Consider the following 18,852-nt stretch of genomic DNA (forward strand, 5'->3'; position numbering starts at 1 on the left):
ATCGGCCGACCTTGCGGGGGCTACGAGATGATCCAAACGCCGTACTACCTCATCGACAAACAGAAGCTGCTGGTCAACCTGGAGAGGATCGCCTACGTGCGCGAGAACTCCGGGGCCAAGGCGCTGCTGGCGCTGAAGTGCTTCGCCACCTGGTCGGTGTTCGACCTGATGCAGCAGTACATGGACGGCACCACCTCGTCCTCGCTCTACGAGCTCAAGCTCGGCCGACAGAAGTTCGCCGGCGAGACCCACGCCTACAGCGTGGCCTGGGCCGACGACGAGATCGAAGAGATGGTCGCCAACTGCGACAAGATCATCTTCAACTCCATCGGCCAGCTCGAGCGCTTCGCCGAGCGTACCTCCGGCACCATCCGCGGCCTGCGCGTCAACCCGCAGGTGAGCAGCTCCGACTACCTGCTGGCCGACCCGGCGCGCCCGTTCAGCCGCCTCGGCGAGTGGGACCCGGAGAAGATCGCCAAGGTCATGGGCCAGATCAGCGGCTTCATGTTCCACAACAACTGCGAGAACGGCAGCTTCGAGCTGTTCGACCAGATGCTGACCCGCATCGAGGAGCGTTTCGGCCACCTGATCGCCCAGGTCGAGTGGGTCAGCCTCGGCGGCGGCATCCACTTCACTGGCGAGGGCTATCCCATCGACGCCTTCTGCGCGCGGCTGAAGGCCTTCTCGGAAAAATACGGCGTGCAGGTCTACCTGGAGCCGGGCGAAGCGGCGATCACCCTGAGCGCCTCGCTGGAAGTGACCGTGCTCGACACCCTGTACAACGGCAAGCACCTGGCGGTGGTCGACAGCTCCATCGAAGCGCACATGCTCGACCTGTTGATCTACCGCCTTAACGCCAAGATGGCGCCGAACGATGGCGAGCACAGCTACATGGTCTGCGGCAAATCCTGCCTGGCCGGCGATATCTTCGGCGAATACCAGTTCGACCAGCCGCTGCAGATCGGCGATCGCCTGTCGTTCATCGACGCAGCCGGTTACACCATGGTCAAGAAGAACTGGTTCAATGGCCTGAAGATGCCATCCATCGTGGTGAAACAACTCGACGGTAGCGTCGAGGTGGTGCGCCAGTTCGAGTTCGACGACTACCTGTCGAGCCTGTCCTGACATTGCTGCGGTGGGCTGAAGCCCACCCTACACCCAGTCTTGACCCGTAGGGTGGGCCGGGCGGCGATCCGCTTCAGCCCACCTCATCAAACGCTTTCAATAACGCAGTACTAGGAGGTGGAACAATTGAAGAAGAATGTCCTGATCATTGGTGCAGGAGGTGTTGCCAAGGTGGTGGCCCATAAGTGCGCGCAACACAATGACGAGTTAGGTCGCATTGCAATTGCGTCGCGCAACATCTCCAAATGCCAGGCCATCATCGACAGCGTGCAGGCCAAGGGCGGCCTCAAGCAGCCCGGCGAGATCAAGGCCTATGCGCTGAACGCCCTGGACGTGGAAGCGACCAAGGCACTGATCCGCGAAACCGAATCGCAGATCGTCATCAACGTCGGTTCGGCGTTCCTCAACATGTCCGTGCTGCGCGCCTGTATCGACACCGGCGTCGCCTATCTGGACACCGCCATCCACGAAGATCCGAGCAAGATCTGTGAAACCCCGCCGTGGTACGGCAACTACGAGTGGAAGCACCTGGCCGAATGCCAGGAAAAGGGCGTGACCGCCATCCTCGGCGTCGGTTTCGACCCGGGCGTGGTCAACTCCTATGCCGCCCTGGCGCAACAACAGTACTTCGACAAGATCGAGTCGATCGACATCCTCGACGTCAACGCCGGTTCGCACGGCAAGTACTTCGCCACCAATTTCGACCCGGAAATCAATTTCCGCGAATTCACCGGCACGGTCTACAGCTGGCAGAACAGCCAGTGGGTGAGCAACCGCATGTTCGAAGTCAAACGCACCGACGATCTGCCGGTGGTGGGCGAGCAGAACCTGTACCTGACCGGCCATGACGAGGTGCACTCGCTGTCCAAGCACCTCGACGTACCGAACGTGCGCTTCTGGATGAGCTTCGGCGACCACTACATCAACGTGTTCACCGTGCTGAAGAACCTCGGCCTGCTCTCCGAGCAGCCGGTCAAGACCGCTGAAGGTCTCGAAGTGGTACCGCTGAAAGTGGTCAAGGCCGTGCTGCCCGATCCCGCCTCGCTGGCGCCGGGCTACAGTGGCAAGACCTGCATCGGCGACCTGGTCAAGGGCACCAAGGATGGCCAGCCGCGCGAGCTGTTTATCTACAACGTCGCCGACCACGAAGAAGCCTTCGCCGAGACCGACAGCCAGGGCATCTCCTACACCGCCGGCGTACCGCCGGTTGCCGCCGCCCTGCTGGTGGCGCGTGGCGAGTGGGATGCACGGCGCATGGTCAACGTCGAACAGCTGCCGGCCGAGCCCTTCCTCAAGCTGCTGGACGTGATGGGCCTGCCCACCCGCATCAAGGACGAGCACGGCGACCGTCCCTGGGATCAGCCGCTCTGATCGACTGCGCCCCGTGCACCTGATCGGCAAAGCGCCCGCCATTTTGGCGGGCGTTTTGCCGTCTGGCGTAGGGTGGACATGGCGCAGCCTTGTCCACCGTGACCGGTAACGCGGCGGACAAGCCTTCGGCATGTCCGCCCTACGCGATAAACCCACCCGGCGATACCTGCGCTTCCCGCCCCGCCCATTTCACGCGACAATCGGCCGATTACAGACGCCCCCACGAAGGGCGCCCCGGCAGCCGTGAGGAACCCCCTATGAGCAGCAACGATCGCGTCATCATCTTCGACACCACCCTGCGCGACGGCGAGCAGAGCCCCGGCGCCTCCATGACCGGCGAGGAGAAGCTGCGCATCGCCAAGGCCCTGGAGCGCCTGCGGGTGGACGTGATCGAGGCCGGCTTCGCCATCGCCAGCCCGGGCGACTTCGCCGCGGTCAAGGCGATCGCCGACAACATCAAGGACAGCACCGTGTGCAGCCTGTCGCGCGCGGTGGACGCCGATATCGAGCGCGCCGCCGAGGCGCTGGCCGGGGCCAACTCCGGGCGCATCCACACCTTTATCGCCACCAGCCCGATCCATATGCAGTACAAGCTGCGCATGCAGCCGGACGACGTGGTGGCGCAGGCGGTCAAGGCGGTGAAGAAGGCACGCAACCTGTGCAGCGACGTGGAGTTCTCCTGTGAGGACGCCGGGCGTTCGGAGATCGACTTCCTCTGCCGCATCATCGAGGCGGCCATCGACGCCGGCGCGCGCACCATCAACATCCCCGACACCGTCGGCTACGCCATCCCGCACCAGTACGCCGACACCATCCGCCAGTTGCTCGAACGCATTCCCAACGCCGACAAGGCGATCTTCTCGGTGCACTGCCACAACGACCTGGGCCTGGCCGTGGCCAACTCCCTGGCCGCCGTGGTGGCCGGTGCGCGTCAGGTCGAGTGCACCATCAACGGCCTCGGCGAACGCGCCGGCAACGCCGCGCTGGAAGAGATCGTCATGGCGATCAAGACCCGCCAGGACCTGCTCGGCGTGCACACCAACATCGACACGCCGCACATCCTCAGCACCTCGCGCATGGTCTCCGGCATCACCGGCTTCCCGGTGCAGCCGAACAAGGCCATAGTCGGCGCCAACGCCTTCGCCCACGAGTCCGGCATCCACCAGGACGGCGTGCTCAAGCACCGCGAGACCTACGAGATCATGTCCGCCCAGTCGGTGGGCTGGAACACCAACAAGATGGTGATGGGCAAGCACTCCGGGCGCGCCGCCTTCCGCTCGCGCCTGGACGAGCTGGGCATCGTCCTGGCCGGCGAGGCCGAGCTGAACGCCGCCTTCGCCCGCTTCAAGGAGCTGGCCGACAAGAAGCACGAGATCTTCGACGAGGACCTGCAGGCGCTGGTCTCCGACACCCTGGCCGAGGAGGCGCCGGAGCACTACAAGCTGGTCACCCTGGAGGTGGCGAGCAAGACCGGCGAGGTGCCGCAGGCGCAGGTCGTGGTCAGCGTCGAGGGCCGCGAGCAGCCCGCCAATGCCCAGGGCTCCGGCCCGGTGGACGCCACCTTCAAGGCCATCGAGGCCATAGCCGCCTCCGAGGCCACGCTGCTGCTGTATTCGGTCAACGCCATCACCCAGGGCACCGATTCGCAGGGCGAGGTCACCGTGCGCCTGGAGAAGGGCGGGCGCATCGTCAACGGTAACGGCGCCGACACCGATATCCTGGTGGCCTCGGCCAAGGCCTATATCAACGCGCTGAACCTGATGCAGGTCGGGCAGAAGGCGCATCCGCAAGTGGAGGGCGTGTGATCCCCGAGCTCCGTCGGCGTGCCTACCTGGGCGCCATGCAGGTGGCCAGCTGGCTGCCGCGCACCGTACTGCCCTTCGCCGCGCCCTCGCGGCCCGAGCTGCTGGAGCCGCCGCAGGCGGAAGTAGAGGCCGAAATGCCGGTCGAGCCGGTCGCGGCCCCGACGGTGGCGCGCGAGGTTGCGCCGGCGCCCGTCGAGCGACCGAAGATCGAGGTGCCGCGTCCCGGTGCCCAGCCGCGCCAGGCCGCCGCGGTGGTCGAGGAGCCGGCGCCGGTTGAGGAAAAGCCGGCCCGCGTCGCCGCGCCGCCGCCGCGTTTCGCCCTGCAACTGCTGCGCGCCGGCGACTGCGCGCTGCTGGTGGAGCTGCCCACCGGCGAGCCGTTCCAGAGCCGCGACCCGGCCTACATCCTGCTCAAGGACCTGCTGCGCGCCGCCGGCCTGCCGGACAGCCCGCAACTGCTCGGCGAGCCGGTGCGCTGGCCGCTGCTGGTGCGCGGCAATCTGGATCAGGGCCCGCAGGCGGCGCTGGAGTTCGTGCAGAGCTTCGTCGCCGCGCGCCTGGAAGAGCAGCCCAGCACCTGCCTGTGGCTGGTCGGCCTGCCGGCCATTCGCTTCGCCGGCGAGGGCGACGAGCACAGCTACAACCGCGAGCTGCAGATCGACGGCCTCGGCGCCTGCTGGGCGTTGCCGGGCCTGGAGCTGCTGATGGAAGAGCCGGCGCGCAAGCGCGAGCTGTGGCAGGCCATGCAGCGCGTTCGTCGGCGCTGGCTGAAAACCCCCGACGCCTGAGTGCCACCTGCCGCCGAGTTCTAGCGAATGACCGATGCGATTTCCTTCCGCCCCATGACCGAGGCGGATCTCGATGCCGTGCTGAAGATCGAGTACGCCGCCTTCAGCCACCCCTGGACCCGCGGCATCTTCACCGACAGCCTCAAGTCCTATAACTGCTGGCTGATGTTCGAGGGCGGCCAGCAGGTCGGCCACGGCGTGATCAACCTGATCCTTGACGAGGCGCACCTGCTCAATATCACCGTCAAGCCGGAGAGCCAGGGCCGCGGCCTCGGTTTGCGCCTGCTCGAACACCTGATGAAGGAGGCCCATGAGCTGGGCGGGCGCGAGTGCTTCCTCGAGGTGCGCGCCAGCAACCAGAGCGCTTACCGCCTGTACGAGCGTTATGGCTTCAACGAAGTCGGCCGGCGCCGCGACTATTACCCGGCGGTGGGCGGGCGCGAGGATGCGCTGGTGATGGCCTGCACGCTGGTGGACTGATCCATCGCCGTCTGGATTGGTGCGCGCGGCGCACCCTACGTCGTTCGGTGGCGCGTGAATGTGTGCTGGTGAGGGCCTGTCCCCGGTCGGCGGGGCGCGTAGGGTGGATCACGTTTTATCGATCCACCGCTGTGGTGGATGTGAAAAGCGACATCCACCCTACCCGCAGGGTGCGCCGTGCGCACCGGGATTTCCGCCAATCACCCCGGATGGCCATCGACCCGCGCCCGGCACAGCATCGGCGCGTAGTGGACGACGAACAGGGCGAAGGCCAGTCCCCAGCAAAGGGCCGCCAGCCACAGCCAGACGCCACCCGCCGCGACCCGGATCAAGGCGCCCAGGTTGAGCAAGGCGAAGGCCCAGGCCATGGCCTTCGGCGGTTGCAACGGCCGCCCGGTATGGCCGAGGCTGACCCGCGCCATCATCGCCAGAATCAGTCCGCCCATTGCGCCCACCGCCAGTGCATGGCTGGCCAGGCTGGGTTGCGCCAGCCAGCCCAGGTGCCAGGCGGCCATGCCCAGGCTGGCGAGCAGCAGCCAGGCGTAGGCCAGGTGCAGCGACCACAGCAGCGGCACGCGCCAGATGCCCGGCAGGTGCCAGCGCCACAGGCGCAGGCCGTGCAGCGCCGCCAGCACGGCGAAGGGCAGGGCCAGCCAGGGCTGCGCCTGCAGGTTATGCCCGCTGGCGAACAGCGCGGCGACCAGCAGACCGCCAGCCAGCAGCAAGCGATCGCGCCAGGGATGGGCGGTGAAGGCCTCGACCCGGCCCAGGCCGCGCTGGGTGAAGAAGGGAATCACCCGTCCGCCGATCAGGCTCAGCAGCACCGCGATCAACCACAGCGCCGCCAGGGCGCCGCGCCGTTGCAGCGCCTCGTCGCCCTGGGCCAGGCCGGCGAGGGTCAGGCCCTGGCACAGGCCGAGCAGGCTCAGCACCAGCAGGATGGGGTAGTTGTTGCGCTGGCGGGCGGCGATCAGCTGGCGCGCCAGCTGCGCGATCAGCAGGGCGACAAAGGCCAGCTGGGCGGCGATCAGCACCCCCTGCGGCACAGGCGCGAACCAGGCCAGGCGCGCCGTCAGCCACAGGGCCAGCAGCGCGATCAGTGGCCGCCCGCTCAAGCCGGGGCGGCCGGTCCAGTTCTGCACCGCGGTGAGCAGGAAGCCGGCGATGATCGCCAGGGCGAAGCCGAACGGCATCTCGTGGCGGTGCCAGGCGAGCAGGCCGCCGGGCACCTTCGGCGCGCTGAGCAACCCCTGCAACACCGCCGCCCAGAGGGCGACGGCGAGCAGGGCCAGCAGCGCGCCGGCGAGAAAGAACGGGCGAAAGCCCAGGCGCCAGAGCGGAGCAATCGCCAGCGCGCGGTTGCGATCAAGCAGTTGCATGACGCCGCTCCCCTCGCCGCAGGCCGTGCTGCGCCGCCAGGCGCAGCACATAACCGAGCTTGAGCAGGCCGGGGCCGACTATGGTCAGGCTATGCGCCAGCACCAGGCTGGCCAGGTTCAACCTGGACTCCAGGCCATAGGCCGCCAGCAGGCCGAGCAGCAGCAGGCCGAGGCCGGCCAGCAGCAGTTGGCTGGACAGACGCAGCAGCTGCTGCGGGGTGAGCGGGAACATGATGCACCTCCTGATAGCAGGCTGTTGAAAAACTACCTGCGTTGGCAATCCTGCGTTAAAAACGGCCTCAAAATGCTCATTTACAGCATGTAAACTCCGCTTTTTCGGCCGTTTTTGCCTTGTCTTGCCTGCCTCGCCTAGGTTTTTCAACGGCCTGCTAGATCAGCTATCCAGCGCCGCAGCCGGGCCGAAGAATTCGTAGCGGCTCTGCTCGGGCGGCACGCCCAGTTCCTGCAGGTGGCGCTTGACCTGGGCCATGAAAGGCTTCGGGCCGAGGAAGTAGGCGTCCAGGTCGCGTTCGGCCGGCAGCCACTGCGCCAGCAGCTCGCGGCTGAGGAAACCCTCGGCGTCGGCCTGATCGCCTGCGCGTGGCTCGCTGTAGCACACGTAGTGACGGATCTGCGGATGCTCGGCGGCGCGGGCCTCGACCCAGTCGCGGAAGGCGTGCACCTCGCCGTGACGGGCGCAGTGGATAAAGTGGATCGGTCGCCCCGAGTGGCGCGCCGCGTCGAGCATGCTCAGCGCCGGGGTGATGCCGACGCCGGCGCTGATCAGCGCCAGCGGCTTGGCCGAGTCGCGCAGGACGAACTCGCCGGCCGGCGGGAACAGCTCCAGCTGGTCGCCGACCTGGACCTTGTCGTGCAGGTGGTTGGATACCCGCCCGCCAGCCTCGCGCTTGACGCTGATGCGGTACTCGCGGCCGTTGGCCGGGGCCGACAACGAGTAGTTGCGCCGTACTTCCTCGCCGTCCAGCAGCAGGCGCAGGCCGATGTACTGGCCGGGCTGGAAGTCGAGCAGGGCGCCGCCGTCGGCCGGCACCAGGTAGAAGGAGGTGATCTCGGCGCTCTCGGTTACCTTGCGCGCCACGCGGAAGGCGCGAGCGCCACGCCAGCCGCCAGGGGCGGCGGCATTGTGCGCGTACTGGCTTTCCTCGGCGCCGATGAGGATATCGGCCAGTTGCTGGTAGGCGGCGGCCCAGGCCTCGATCACTTCATCGGTGGCGATCTCGGCGCCCAATACTTCGCGGATTGCGCGCAGCAGGCAGCCGCCGACTATGGGGTAATGCTCGGGGAGGATCTGCAGCGACACGTGCTTGCTGACGATCTGCGCCACCAGCGGGCCGAGCGCCTCGAGGCGGTCGATATGCTTGGCGTACATCAGCACGCCGCCCGCCAGGGCGCGCGGCTGGTCGCCGCTGGCCTGGTGGGCCTGGTTGAACAGGGGGCGCACCTCGGGAAACTCGCTCAGCATCATCCGGTAGAAATGCGTGGTCAGCGCCTCGCCGCCGCTTTCCAGGAGCGGCACGGTGGCTTTGATCAGGTCGCGTTGGGCGTTGGACAGCATGGGTAACTCCTGCAAGGCATGAAAAGGCGCCGGCCCGGCTCGTCTGGCCGCATCTGGCGTGCTAGCGTTAACGCTGTATGCCTCTCATGAATCGTGCCATTTAATTTGTCGTTTAAATTCAATGGCTTATTTTTGTTGTTGTGAAAATGACTCGCGGCCGATATGAGTCATAAAGACTTTAGGTTGTCGAAATGACCGCTAATCCGTTGCTGCAGACGCTGATCCCGCTGGTCGCCGACCTGTCCCGCGAGCTGAACGACGGCGAGCGCTACCGCCGCCTGCTAGCCGCCCTGCGCCAACTGCTCCCCTGCGATGCGGTGGCGTTGCTCAAGCTCGACGGCGAGCAACTGGTGCCGCTGGCGGTGGAGGGGCTGAGCGCCGACACCCTGGGGCGGCGCTTCAAGATCGGCGAGCACCCGCGCCTGGCGGCGTTGCTCGAGCACCGCGGGCCGACCCGCTTCGCCGCCGACTGCGGCCTGCCCGACCCCTACGACGGCTTGGTCGAGGGGCTGCACGGCCACCTGGAGGTACACGACTGCCTGGGCTGCCCGCTGTACCTGGACGACCAGCTGTGGGGCCTGCTGACCCTGGATGCGCTGGACCCGGCCAGCTTCGGCCGCGCCGACCTGGACAGCCTGGAGGCCTTCGCCAGCCTGGCGGCGGCCACGGTCAAGGCCAGCGAACGGATCAGCGGCCTGGCCCGGCGGGTGGAGACCGAGCGTCAGCTCACCGAGCTGTACAAGCAGGCGCGCCAGCAGCCGCGCGAGCTGATCGGTCAGAGTGCCGCGCTGCGCAAGCTGCAGGGCGAGATTCGCCTGGTCGGCGACAGCCCGCTGACGGTACTGATCACCGGTGAAACCGGGGTCGGCAAGGAGCTGGTGGCCGAGGCCATCCACGCCGCCTCGCCGCGCGCGCAACGGCCGCTGGTTAGCCTCAACTGCGCGGCGCTGCCCGAGGCGCTGGTGGAGAGCGAGCTGTTCGGTCACGTGCGCGGCGCCTTCTCCGGCGCGCTCAGCGAGCGCAGCGGCAAGTTCGAGCTGGCCGACGGCGGCAGCCTGTTTCTCGACGAGGTGGGCGAGCTGCCGCTGGCGGTGCAGGCCAAGTTGCTGCGCGTGCTGCAGAGCGGCCAGCTGCAACGGCTCGGCTCTGACCGCGAGCACCGCGTCGACGTGCGGGTGATCGCCGCCACCAACCGCGACCTGGCGGCCGAGGTGCGCGCCGGGCGCTTTCGCGCCGACCTCTATCACCGCCTGAGCGTCTACCCGCTGCCGGTGCCGCCGCTGCGCGAGCGTGGCCGCGACGTGCTGCTGCTGGCCGGCTACTTCCTCGAAGACAATCGCGCCCGTCTCGGGCTACGCAGCCTGCGCCTGAGTAGCGAGGCGCAGAAGGCGCTGCTGGGCCACGACTGGCCGGGCAACGTGCGTGAGCTGGAGCACCTGATCGGCCGCGCGGCGCTCAAGGCGCTGGCGCGCCACGGCGAACGTCCGCGGATTCTCAGCCTGGAGCTGCAGGACCTGGATCTGCCCGCGAGCGTGGCGGCCGCAGAGGCGCCGGGCGAGAGCGCACCCGACGCGCTGCCGGTGGGGCAGGACCTGCGCGGCGCGCTGGATGCCTATCAGCGCCGGCTGATCGAGCAGTGCCTGGCGCGCCACCAGGGCAAGTGGGCCGACGCCGCGCGCGAGCTGGGGATCGATCGGGCCAATCTCAGTAGATTGGCGAAGCGCCTCGGGTTGCGCTGAGCGTTTGTCCAAAGTCTGCTGCGCGTCGGCACTGCCGCGTTAAAAACAGGCTCGGGCAGTGACTTGTCACTGAACGTCCGCAGGACGAGCGCGGCGAGTAATGCTCATTTACAACTCGTAAAGTCGCCCGCGACTCCGAGCGATCCTCGCCTGTTTTTGCGGGGCCGCCATCGGTATTGCATTGCTCTGGCTCGCGAGACTTTGAACAGGCTTTGAGCGCAGGGGTTGACGCGTTGTACATTAAAGTCCAGAGTGGACTTTAATGTACAAAGTGAGAGCGACCCATGCAGTCCTCCCCATTCCCCTCCGCGTGCCGCGTGCCCTTCGACTCGTCGTGGGCCGGCGCGCCTTGCTTCTGCCCCTTCGCCTTTCCACCGGGTTCCGCTGCCTTTTCGCGCGCGGCGGGCTCGTTCATTCCGCAGCAGGAGACACGTCCATGAAGAAAATCGCCTGGCTGGGCGCCATCGCCCTGAGCCTGATGGCTTCCAGCCCGTTCGCCGCCGACAAGCCACTGCGCCTGGGCATCGAGGCGGCCTACCCGCCGTTCGCCTACAAGGAGGCCAGCGGCGAGATCGCCGGCTTCGACGTGGACATCGGCAACGCCCTGTGCGCCGAGATGAAGGTACAGTGCCAGTGGGTCGAGCAGGAGTTCGACGGCCTGATCCCCTCGCTCAAGGTGAAGAAGGTCGACGCCATTCTCTCGTCCATGACCATCACCGACGAGCGGCGCAAGTCGGTGGACTTCACCGGCAAGTACTACTACAGCCCGGCGCGCCTGGTGATGAAGGAAGGCAGCACGGTCGACGCCGACTTCGCCAACCTCAAGGGCAAGCGCATCGGCGTGCAGCGCGCCACCACCACCGACCGTTTCGCCAGCGAGGTGATGGCCGCCCAGGGCGTGCAGGTGGTGCGCTACAGCTCGCAGAACGAAATCTACCTGGACCTGATCTCCGGGCGCCTGGACGGCACCCTGGCCGACGCCATTCCGGTAGAGGAGGGCTTCCTCAAGACTGACAACGGCAAGGGTTTCGCCTTCGTCGGCCCGTCCTTCACCGACCCGGCCTACTTCGGCGAGGGCGCCGGCATCGCCGTGCGCAAGGGCGACAGCGAGCTGCTCGGCAAGCTCAACGCCGCCATCGCCGCGATCCGCGCCAACGGCGAGTACCAGCAGATCCAGCAGCGCTACTTCAGCTTCGATATCTACGGCGACTGAGCGAGGCGCACCGCGCCGGGCCCCCGGCCGGTGCGCACGGCGCATCCTGCGGAGCGGACGCCCCGCAGCCCGGATGGCATCCGGGCTACAGCTGGAACACCAGCGCCTTCAGGCCGCTCTCGGCCGAGATGTCGGGAAACTCCGGCGGGTTGTCCAGGCGCCGGGCAAAATGCAGCTGCGGCGCCTCCTCGGCCATGCCGTCGATGAGAAAGTCCGGGCCGATGTCCGGGTCGTTGACGCAGGCCAGCACGGTGCCGCGCTCGCCGAGCAGCTCGGGCAGGCGGCGGAGGATCTTGCGGTAGTCCTGGGGCAGGGCGAAGCTGCCTTTCTGGAAGCTCGGCGGGTCGATGATCACCAGGTCATAGGGCCCGCCCTTGCGCACCTTGCCCCAGGACTTGAACAGCTCGTGGCCGAGAAACTCCACCCGGGTGAGGTCATGCTCGTTCAGGCGATGGTTGTCGCGCCCGCGCGACAGTGCCGCGCGTGACATATCGAGGTTGACCACCCGCTCGGCGCCGCCGGCGATGGCCGCAACCGAGAAGCCGCAGGTGTAGGCGAACAGATTCAGCACGCGCTTGCCGGCGGCCTGCTCGCGCACCCACCGACGGCCCAGGCGCATATCGAGAAACAGCCCGCTGTTCTGCTTGCTGCCCAGGTCGAGCAAATAATGCAGGCCGTCCTCGATGATCGGCCATTGCGCCTGCGCCTCGCCGGCCAGCCATTCGCTCTCGCTGCCCTGCACGTAGCGGTGCTGCAGCAGCAGGCCGCGGGCGCCGCTGGCCTGCCATTGCGGCGTTTCCAAGAGCTCCAGCAGCAGCGGCCGCAGCGCCGGCGACGGTTCGCGAAACAGCATCACCAGGACGATGCCGGACAGCCAGTCGACGCTGATCTGCTCCAGAGCCGGCCAGCAGCGGCCACGGCCGTGGAACAGGCGGCGGGTTTCGGCGCCCGGATGGTGCTCCAGCGCATTCAACAAATGCTCGCGCAGGGTGACGAGGGCGGCGTCAGTCATCGCGGGTCAGCACTTCCAGCAGCTCGATCTCGAAGATCAGGTTGGCGTTCGGCGGAATCGCGCCGACGCTGTGCTCGCCATAACCCAGGTGCGCCGGCACCAGCAGCTTGCGCTTGCCGCCCACCTGCATGCCCATCAGGCCCTGGTCCCAGCCCTTGATCACCCGGCCGCTGCCGATCACGCACTGGAAGGGCTTGCCGCGCGAGTAGGAGGAGTCGAACTCGCTGCCGTCTTCCAGCCACCCGCGGTACTGGGTGGTGATCAGCGCCCCCTTGACCACGGCCTTGCCGTCGCCCGCTTGCAGGTCTTCGATGATCAGTTCGCTGTTCATTTCGGGTTTCCACTCTTGTGTCGGTTCTGGCTGGCCTGCACGGCGCGTTCGGCGGGCACGTGCAACTGGGCCAGCAGGTAGTCGGCGAAGGCCGGTTCATAGTGTTGCAGGGCGATGGCGCCGGCCATGCAGCTCAGCCAGCTCTCGGCCAGGGCCGCATCGATCGGCCACTGCGCGTGAAAGCTGGGGATGCTGATGCTGCCGTACTTCTCGGCGAACAACCGCGGCCCGCCCAGCCAGCCGCTGAGGAAACAGGCCAGCTTGTCGCGCGAGGCGCTCAGGTCAGCTGGATGCAGGGCGCGCAGGGCGGCGGCCTCGGGGCGTTCATCCATCAGCCGGTAGAAGTCGTCGACCAGGCGACGCAGGCCGTCGATGCCGCCGGCGGCCTGGTAGGAGGCATCGCCGGTGCCGTAGGGAGGATGGCTGCTCATCGAAGCGCTCCGCGGAAAAGGCGCCATTGTAACCGCTGGCGTAGAATGGTCGGCCAGTTTGAAGCACACGCCCCAGTGGGAGGCGCTTTAGCGGCGACTATCGCGGCTAAAGCCGCTCCTACAAGGAGCTCGTACGCACCGAGTTCGAATCCGTGACCCAATCCCGATGACGCAACCCCAGCAAGGCTTCGTGCTCAGCCGCCATTGGCGCGATACGCCGGAAGGCACCGAGGTGGCCTTCTGGCTGGCCACCGATGGCGGCCCGCGCCAGGTGCGCCTGCCGCGGCAGGAATCGGTGGCCTTTATCCCGGCCGAGCAGCGCGCCTGGGCCGAGCCGCTGCTGCGCGATGAACAGGGCGTCGAGCTGCGCGAGCTGGCCCTGCGCGACTTCAAGCAGCGCCCGGTGCTGGGCCTGTATTGCCGCCAGTACCGCCAGTTGCTGCAGCTGGAGAAGAAGCTGCGCCAGGTCGGCCTGGACGTCTACGAGGCCGATATCCGTCCGCCGGAGCGCTACCTGATGGAGCGTTTTATCACCGCCTCCGTCAGCTTCGCCGGCACTGCCCGGGAAGACGGCAGCCTGCTCTGCACGTCGCTCAAGCCCGCCGCCGATTACCGCCCGGCGCTGCGCCTGGTGTCGCTGGATATCGAGACCAGCGCCCGCGGCGAGCTGTATTCCATCGCCCTGGAGGGCTGCGGCCAGCGCCAGGTGTATATGCTCGGCCCGGCCAATGGCGATGCCGGCGCCGTGGATTTCGAGCTGGAATACTGCGCCAGCCGCGCCGAGCTGCTGGAGCGGCTCAACCAGTGGCTGGCGCGGCACGACCCCGACGCCATCATCGGCTGGAACCTGGTGCAGTTCGACCTGCGCGTGCTGCGCGAACACGCCGAGCAGCTCAATGTGCCGCTGCGCCTAGGGCGCGGCGGCGACGTGCTGGGCTGGCGCCAGCACAACAGCAGCCAGCACTACTTCGCCGAGGCCGCCGGGCGGCTGATCATCGACGGCATCGAGGCGCTGCGTTCGGCGACCTGGAGCTTCCCCTCGTTCAGCCTGGAGTCGGTGGCGCAGACCCTGCTCGGCGAAGGCAAGGCCATCGACACCCCCTACGCGCGGATGGACGAGATCCAGCGCATGTTCGACGAGGACAAGCCGGCGCTGGCGCGCTACAACCTCAAGGACTGCGAGCTGGTCACGCGGATCTTCGTCCACACCGACCTGCTCGCCTTCCTGCTCGAGCGCTCCAGTGTCACCGGCCTGGCCGCCGATCGCAGCGGCGGCTCGGTGGCGGCCTTCACCCACCTGTACCTGCCGCCGATGCACCGCCTGGGCTTCGTCGCGCCGAACCTCGGCGACATCCGCGGCGAGAACAGCCCCGGCGGCTTCGTCATGGATTCGCGCCCCGGCCTGTACGACTCGGTGCTGGTGCTGGACTACAAGAGCCTGTATCCGTCGATCATCCGCAGTTTCCTGATCGACCCGGTGGGGCTGGTGGAAGGGCTGCAGCAGCCGGACGATGCGCATTCGGTGGAGGGTTTTCGCGGTGCGCGCTTCTCGCGCAGCCGGCACTGCCTGCCGGCCATAGTCGAGCGGGTCTGGCAGGGGCGCGAGGCGGCCAAGCGCGAGGGCAACGCGGCACTGTCGCAGGCGCTGAAGATCATCATGAACGCCTTCTACGGCGTGCTCGGCTCCAGTGGCTGCCGCTTCTTCGACCCGCGCCTGGCGTCGTCCATCACCCTGCGCGGGCACCAGATCATGAAGCGTACCCGCGAGCTGATCGAAGCCGAGGGCCATGCGGTGATCTACGGCGACACCGACTCCACCTTCGTCTGGCTCGGCCGCGCCCATGGCGAAGACGAGGCGGCGCAGATCGGCCGCGCCTTGGTATCAAGGGTCAACGCCTGGTGGCGCGAGCATCTGCAACGCGAGTACGGCCTGAGCAGCGCGCTGGAGTTGCAGTTCGAGACCCATTACCGGCGCTTTCTCATGCCCACTATTCGCGGCACCGAGGAGGGCAGCAAGAAGCGTTACGCCGGCCTGGTACGCGAAGCCGATGGCAACGAACGCCTGGTGTTCAAGGGTCTGGAGACGGTGCGCAGCGACTGGTCGCCGCTGGCCCAGCGCTTCCAGCAGGAGCTGTACCGCCTGGTATTCGCCGGGCTGCCCTATGAGGACTACGTGCGCGACTACGTCAAACGCACCCTGGCCGGCGAGCTGGACGAGCTGCTGGTCTATCGCAAGCGTCTGCGCCGGCGCCTCGACGACTACCAGCGCAACGTGCCGCCGCACGTACGCGCCGCGCGCAGTGCCGATGAGCACAACCAGCGCCTCGGTCGGCCGCTGCAGTACCAGCGTGGCGGCTGGATCGGCTACCTGATCACCACTGCCGGCCCGCAGCCGCTGGAGCGCCTGCAATCGCCCATCGACTACGAGCACTACCTGAGCCGCCAGCTGAAACCGGTGGCCGACGCCATCCTGCCCTTCGTCGGCGGCGATTTCGAACGCCTGGTGGACGGGCAGCTGGGGTTGTTCTGAAGCCTTCGCCCCGCTTCAGTGCAACGGCGAACCCCGTAGGCGCCCGCTTGCGGGCGAGCCAAGCGCTGCCCGGCCGATCGCCGGCAAGCCGACTCCTACAAGACGGCAGCGGGCTCTGGGGCGGCGGCAAACGGGAAATACTTTGCAAACTCTGCCCGGTTGAGAGGACCTGGCAGCGCGAGTAATGTTTGCGCCCGTGATGCCGGGCCCCTCTGGCGGTTAACACCGCGATGTCGGAATCACAGTCTGTTCAATCTGACTGTAGGAGGGGCTCCATGACTGCCCTAGAACCGTTCCTCTTCGCCGAGTTCCTCGGCACCGCCACCTGGTTGTGGCTGGTCTTCATCGCCGTCGTCATCTCCCTGCTGGCCTTCGACCTGGGCGTGCTGCATCGCGACAACCGCGAAATCGGCGTGCGCGAGAGCCTGCTGCTGTCCGCTGGCTACATCAGTGCCGGCCTGCTGTTCGGCGTCTGGGTGTTGTTCCAGAAAGGCGGCGACGCCAGCATGGATTACCTCACCGGCTTTCTGATCGAAAAATCGCTGTCGATGGACAACGTGTTCCTCATGGCGATGATCTTCAGCTTCCTGGCGATCCCGCGGCAGTACCAGCACAAGGTGCTGTTCTGGGGGATCATGGGCGTGCTGGTGTTGCGCGCCATCATGATTGGCCTGGGCGCCGCGCTGATCCATCAGTTCAGCTGGATTCTCTACCTGTTCGGCATCTTCCTCCTGCTCACCGGGGTGAAGATGCTGTTTTCCAAGCTGGACGATGCGCCCGATCTGGAAAACAACCCGCTGGTGAAGTTCCTGCGCAAACGTCTGCGCGTGACCGACAGCCTGCACGGCCAGCGTTTCTTCGTCCGCCAGGACGACGGCAGCGGGCGCCAGGTGCTGTGGGCGACGCCGCTGTTCCTGGCGCTGATTCTGATCGAGTGTGCCGACCTGGTATTCGCCATCGACAGCGTGCCGGCGATCTTCGCCATCACCCAGGATCCGTTCATCGTCTACACCTCGAACATCTTCGCCATCCTCGGCCTGCGTGCCCTGTATTTCGCCCTGGCGGCGCTGATCCACCGCTTCGCCTACCTCAAGTACGCCCTGGCCCTGGTGCTGGTGTTCATCGGCGGCAAGATCTTCCTGGTCGGCATCATCGGCAAGATTCCGGCGGCGGTGTCGCTGAGCGTGACCCTCGGCCTGCTGCTCGGCGGCGTGCTGCTGTCGCTGTACAAGACCCGTGGCCAGGCGCCGGCGAGTGCGCCGAAATCGCTCGCGGACTGAGCGCTCCATTACCCATCGACCGACGCGCAGGCGTCGCCCCAGAGGACCTTGTATGCATAACCCGTTACGCAGCCTTTCCCTTTCCGCGCTCGGCCTGGCGCTGGTCGTGCTGGCCGGCTGCGAGGCGGCCGAGCAGTCCGCCCAGAAGCTCGTCGAGGAAACCGAGAAGCAGGCCCAGGCCCTGCTCGACGACGCCGTCGGCGAGGCGGTGGAGCAACTGAACAAGCAGGTCGACAAGCTGCAGGAGTCGGCCAGCCAGGCGCTCGGCAAGCCCGCGCAGGAAGAGCCGGCCGAACAGCCCGAGGCCGAGCCGGATGCGGCCGCGGGCGAAGGCTTCGAGCCGGGCGTGGAAACCTGAGTCACCTGTCGCGGCGGGACGTCGGTGCCCGGCAGAGCGGCTAGGCTTTGGGTTCACGCCCGCAACCGGGCTCCCTCACCGCCACAGGAGACTGCGCCATGTCTTTCACCTATAACCGCCTGAACAAGGACGATGCCGTCGTGCTGCTGGTCGACCACCAGGCCGGCCTGCTCTCGCTGGTGCGCGACTACACGCCGGACGAGTTCAAGAACAACGTGCTGGCGCTGGCCGACATCGCCAAGTTCTTCAACCTGCCGACCATCCTCACCACCAGCTTCGAGAACGGCCCCAACGGGCCGATCGTGCCCGAGCTCAAGGCCCTGTTCCCCGATGCGCCCTATATCGCCCGGCCGGGGCAGATCAACGCCTGGGACAACGCCGATTTCGTCAAGGCCATCGAGGCCACCGGGCGCAAGCAACTGATCATCGCCGGGGTGGTCACCGACGTCTGCGTGGCCTTCCCGACCCTGTCGGCGCTGCAGGCCGGCTACGAGGTATTCGTCGTCACCGACGCCTCGGGCACCTTCAACACCAGCGTGCGCGACGCCGCGCTGATGCGCATGGCCCACGCCGGGGCGCAGATGCTCAACTGGTTCAGCGTCGGTTGCGAACTGCACCGCGACTGGCGCAACGACATCGAAGGCTTCGGCGGCATCCTCGGCGGCCACCTTCCGGCCTACGCCAACCTGATCCAGAGTTACAGCCAGAAGTGACGCGGCGAGCCCGCCGGCGGGCGGGCTCTCAGCTTTCGCCCTTGATTTCCTTGAGGTGCTTGTACACCGTCGCCCGGCCCATGTTCAGCACGTTGGCCACGTAGTTGGCGGCGCTCTTGCCCTTGAACGCGCCTTCGGCGTGCAGCGCCTCGACCAGTTCGCGCTTGTGCTCGCGGGTCAGCAGGTTGAGGCCGAGCTGGCGCTGGCGCAGCCAGGCGTGGAGGAAGGTGTTGATGCGTTCCTGCCAGTCGTCGCGAAACAGCGCGTCGGGCTGGGGGATCAACTTGTTCGCCGAGAGGAACAGGTCGAGCGCCTGACGGGCGCTCTCGAACAGCGAGATATTGAGGTTGATGCACAGCACCGCGACCGGCTTGCCGCCGGCGTCGCGCAGCACGCTGCTGACCGAGCGGATCTTCTGCCCGTCCCAGTTGAGCTTCTCGTAGGGGCCGATGCTGCGTGCGTCGTCGGCGTCGTCGAGCATGTCCTCCAGGGCGGCGTCATCGCCCACCGCGCGCTTGGAGATGTTGTTGGCGATATGGTCGATCTTCTGCGTGCGCAGGTCGTGCAGCACCACCTCGGCGTGGGGGAAGAACAGGGTGGCGATGGCGTCGGCGATGGCGCGGTAGTTGTCGAGGTCGGCGGCGGGGCGGGGCGTCATGCGGTGGGCTCCTGGGTCGGCGCGACGAGTGTGCCGCAAAGCGCCGGGGGCGTCATCCAGGCG

At 67.1% G+C, this 18,852-nt stretch carries 18 protein-coding genes; 11 read left to right on the forward strand and 7 right to left on the reverse strand.

What is annotated here, in order from left to right; translation table 11 throughout:
* Positions 1-27 precede the first annotated feature (27 nt).
* The 5 genes from ACIGKL_RS18285 to rimI all read left to right on the forward strand — a co-directional run bounded on the left by ACIGKL_RS18285 (position 28) and on the right by rimI (position 5,569).
* Positions 28-1,125 (forward strand): carboxynorspermidine decarboxylase, encoded by a 1,098-nt coding sequence (locus ACIGKL_RS18285; RefSeq protein WP_397487895.1) that lies wholly within the window; start codon positions 28-30, stop codon positions 1,123-1,125.
* Between the two features lie 126 nt (positions 1,126-1,251).
* Positions 1,252-2,496: a saccharopine dehydrogenase family protein gene (locus ACIGKL_RS18290; RefSeq protein ID WP_397487896.1), complete on the forward strand. Its 1,245-nt coding sequence runs from the start codon at positions 1,252-1,254 to the stop codon at positions 2,494-2,496.
* Between the two features lie 257 nt (positions 2,497-2,753).
* On the forward strand, positions 2,754-4,301 hold the full coding sequence (locus ACIGKL_RS18295) for a 2-isopropylmalate synthase (protein ID WP_397487897.1): 1,548 nt from the start codon (positions 2,754-2,756) through the stop codon (positions 4,299-4,301).
* The gene (locus tag ACIGKL_RS18300; RefSeq protein ID WP_397487898.1) at positions 4,298-5,089 is read left to right on the forward strand and encodes an energy transducer TonB; all 792 of its coding nucleotides are present in this window, start codon (positions 4,298-4,300) and stop codon (positions 5,087-5,089) included. The genes ACIGKL_RS18295 and ACIGKL_RS18300 overlap by 4 nt, the downstream gene beginning before the upstream one ends.
* A gap of 27 nt (positions 5,090-5,116) precedes the next feature.
* Positions 5,117-5,569, forward strand: coding sequence for a ribosomal protein S18-alanine N-acetyltransferase (rimI, locus tag ACIGKL_RS18305; protein WP_397487899.1), 453 nt, complete (start codon positions 5,117-5,119; stop codon positions 5,567-5,569).
* Between the two features lie 200 nt (positions 5,570-5,769).
* Here rimI and ACIGKL_RS18310 read toward each other — a convergent pair whose 3' ends face one another.
* The 3 genes from ACIGKL_RS18310 to hmpA all read right to left on the reverse strand — a co-directional run bounded on the left by ACIGKL_RS18310 (position 5,770) and on the right by hmpA (position 8,524).
* A complete protein-coding gene (locus ACIGKL_RS18310) occupies positions 5,770-6,948 on the reverse strand; it encodes an NnrS family protein (protein ID WP_397487900.1) in 1,179 nt (392 codons plus the stop codon).
* Positions 6,935-7,180 carry a transmembrane sensor/regulator PpyR gene (locus ACIGKL_RS18315; protein ID WP_397487901.1) on the reverse strand — a complete coding sequence of 82 codons (246 nt, stop codon included), beginning with the start codon at positions 7,178-7,180 and terminating at the stop codon, positions 6,935-6,937. The genes ACIGKL_RS18310 and ACIGKL_RS18315 overlap by 14 nt, the downstream gene beginning before the upstream one ends.
* A 162-nt stretch (positions 7,181-7,342) precedes the next feature.
* Entirely contained in the window at positions 7,343-8,524 is a 1,182-nt protein-coding gene (gene hmpA, locus ACIGKL_RS18320; protein ID WP_397487902.1) for an NO-inducible flavohemoprotein, read from the reverse strand.
* Positions 8,525-8,715: 191 nt separating this feature from the next.
* Here hmpA and norR point away from each other — a divergent pair, with 191 nt between their 5' ends.
* Both norR and ACIGKL_RS18330 read left to right on the forward strand, forming a co-directional pair.
* Positions 8,716-10,263 (forward strand): nitric oxide reductase transcriptional regulator NorR, encoded by a 1,548-nt coding sequence (gene norR, locus ACIGKL_RS18325; RefSeq protein WP_397487903.1) that lies wholly within the window; start codon positions 8,716-8,718, stop codon positions 10,261-10,263.
* Positions 10,264-10,699: 436 nt separating this feature from the next.
* The gene (locus ACIGKL_RS18330; RefSeq protein WP_397487904.1) at positions 10,700-11,476 is read left to right on the forward strand and encodes an ABC transporter substrate-binding protein; all 777 of its coding nucleotides are present in this window, start codon (positions 10,700-10,702) and stop codon (positions 11,474-11,476) included.
* Positions 11,477-11,561: 85 nt separating this feature from the next.
* On the opposite strand, the gene ACIGKL_RS18335 is transcribed toward ACIGKL_RS18330, so the two are convergent.
* From ACIGKL_RS18335 to ACIGKL_RS18345, 3 genes are read right to left on the reverse strand one after another with little or no spacing between them, the layout of a single operon-like run.
* Positions 11,562-12,488 carry a class I SAM-dependent methyltransferase gene (locus tag ACIGKL_RS18335; RefSeq protein ID WP_397487905.1) on the reverse strand — a complete coding sequence of 309 codons (927 nt, stop codon included), beginning with the start codon at positions 12,486-12,488 and terminating at the stop codon, positions 11,562-11,564.
* A complete protein-coding gene (locus tag ACIGKL_RS18340) occupies positions 12,481-12,819 on the reverse strand; it encodes an FKBP-type peptidyl-prolyl cis-trans isomerase (RefSeq protein ID WP_397487906.1) in 339 nt (112 codons plus the stop codon). The genes ACIGKL_RS18335 and ACIGKL_RS18340 overlap by 8 nt, the downstream gene beginning before the upstream one ends.
* Complete coding sequence (locus ACIGKL_RS18345; RefSeq protein WP_397487907.1) at positions 12,816-13,250, reverse strand: group II truncated hemoglobin; 435 nt, start codon at positions 13,248-13,250, stop codon at positions 12,816-12,818. Before ACIGKL_RS18345 ends, ACIGKL_RS18340 begins: the two co-directional genes overlap by 4 nt.
* Before the next feature lie 166 nt (positions 13,251-13,416).
* Here ACIGKL_RS18345 and ACIGKL_RS18350 point away from each other — a divergent pair, with 166 nt between their 5' ends.
* The 4 genes from ACIGKL_RS18350 (at position 13,417) to ycaC (ending at position 18,131) form a co-directional block, all read left to right on the forward strand.
* A complete protein-coding gene (locus ACIGKL_RS18350; protein ID WP_397487908.1) occupies positions 13,417-15,780 on the forward strand; it encodes a DNA polymerase II in 2,364 nt (787 codons plus the stop codon).
* Between the two features lie 275 nt (positions 15,781-16,055).
* A complete protein-coding gene (locus tag ACIGKL_RS18355) occupies positions 16,056-17,060 on the forward strand; it encodes a TerC family protein (RefSeq protein WP_397487909.1) in 1,005 nt (334 codons plus the stop codon).
* Between the two features lie 52 nt (positions 17,061-17,112).
* The gene (locus ACIGKL_RS18360) at positions 17,113-17,418 is read left to right on the forward strand and encodes a hypothetical protein (RefSeq protein ID WP_397487910.1); all 306 of its coding nucleotides are present in this window, start codon (positions 17,113-17,115) and stop codon (positions 17,416-17,418) included.
* 98 nt (positions 17,419-17,516) lie between these two features.
* Positions 17,517-18,131 carry an isochorismate family cysteine hydrolase YcaC gene (gene ycaC, locus ACIGKL_RS18365; protein WP_397487911.1) on the forward strand — a complete coding sequence of 205 codons (615 nt, stop codon included), beginning with the start codon at positions 17,517-17,519 and terminating at the stop codon, positions 18,129-18,131.
* A gap of 28 nt (positions 18,132-18,159) precedes the next feature.
* Here ycaC and ACIGKL_RS18370 read toward each other — a convergent pair whose 3' ends face one another.
* Positions 18,160-18,789, reverse strand: a complete 630-nt coding sequence (locus tag ACIGKL_RS18370) for a transcriptional regulator (protein WP_397487912.1) — start codon at positions 18,787-18,789, stop codon at positions 18,160-18,162.
* Positions 18,790-18,852 lie beyond the last annotated feature (63 nt).

The organism is Pseudomonas sp. NPDC077186, from assembly GCF_044543505.1.
Classification (GTDB): Bacteria; Pseudomonadota; Gammaproteobacteria; order Pseudomonadales; family Pseudomonadaceae; genus Aquipseudomonas.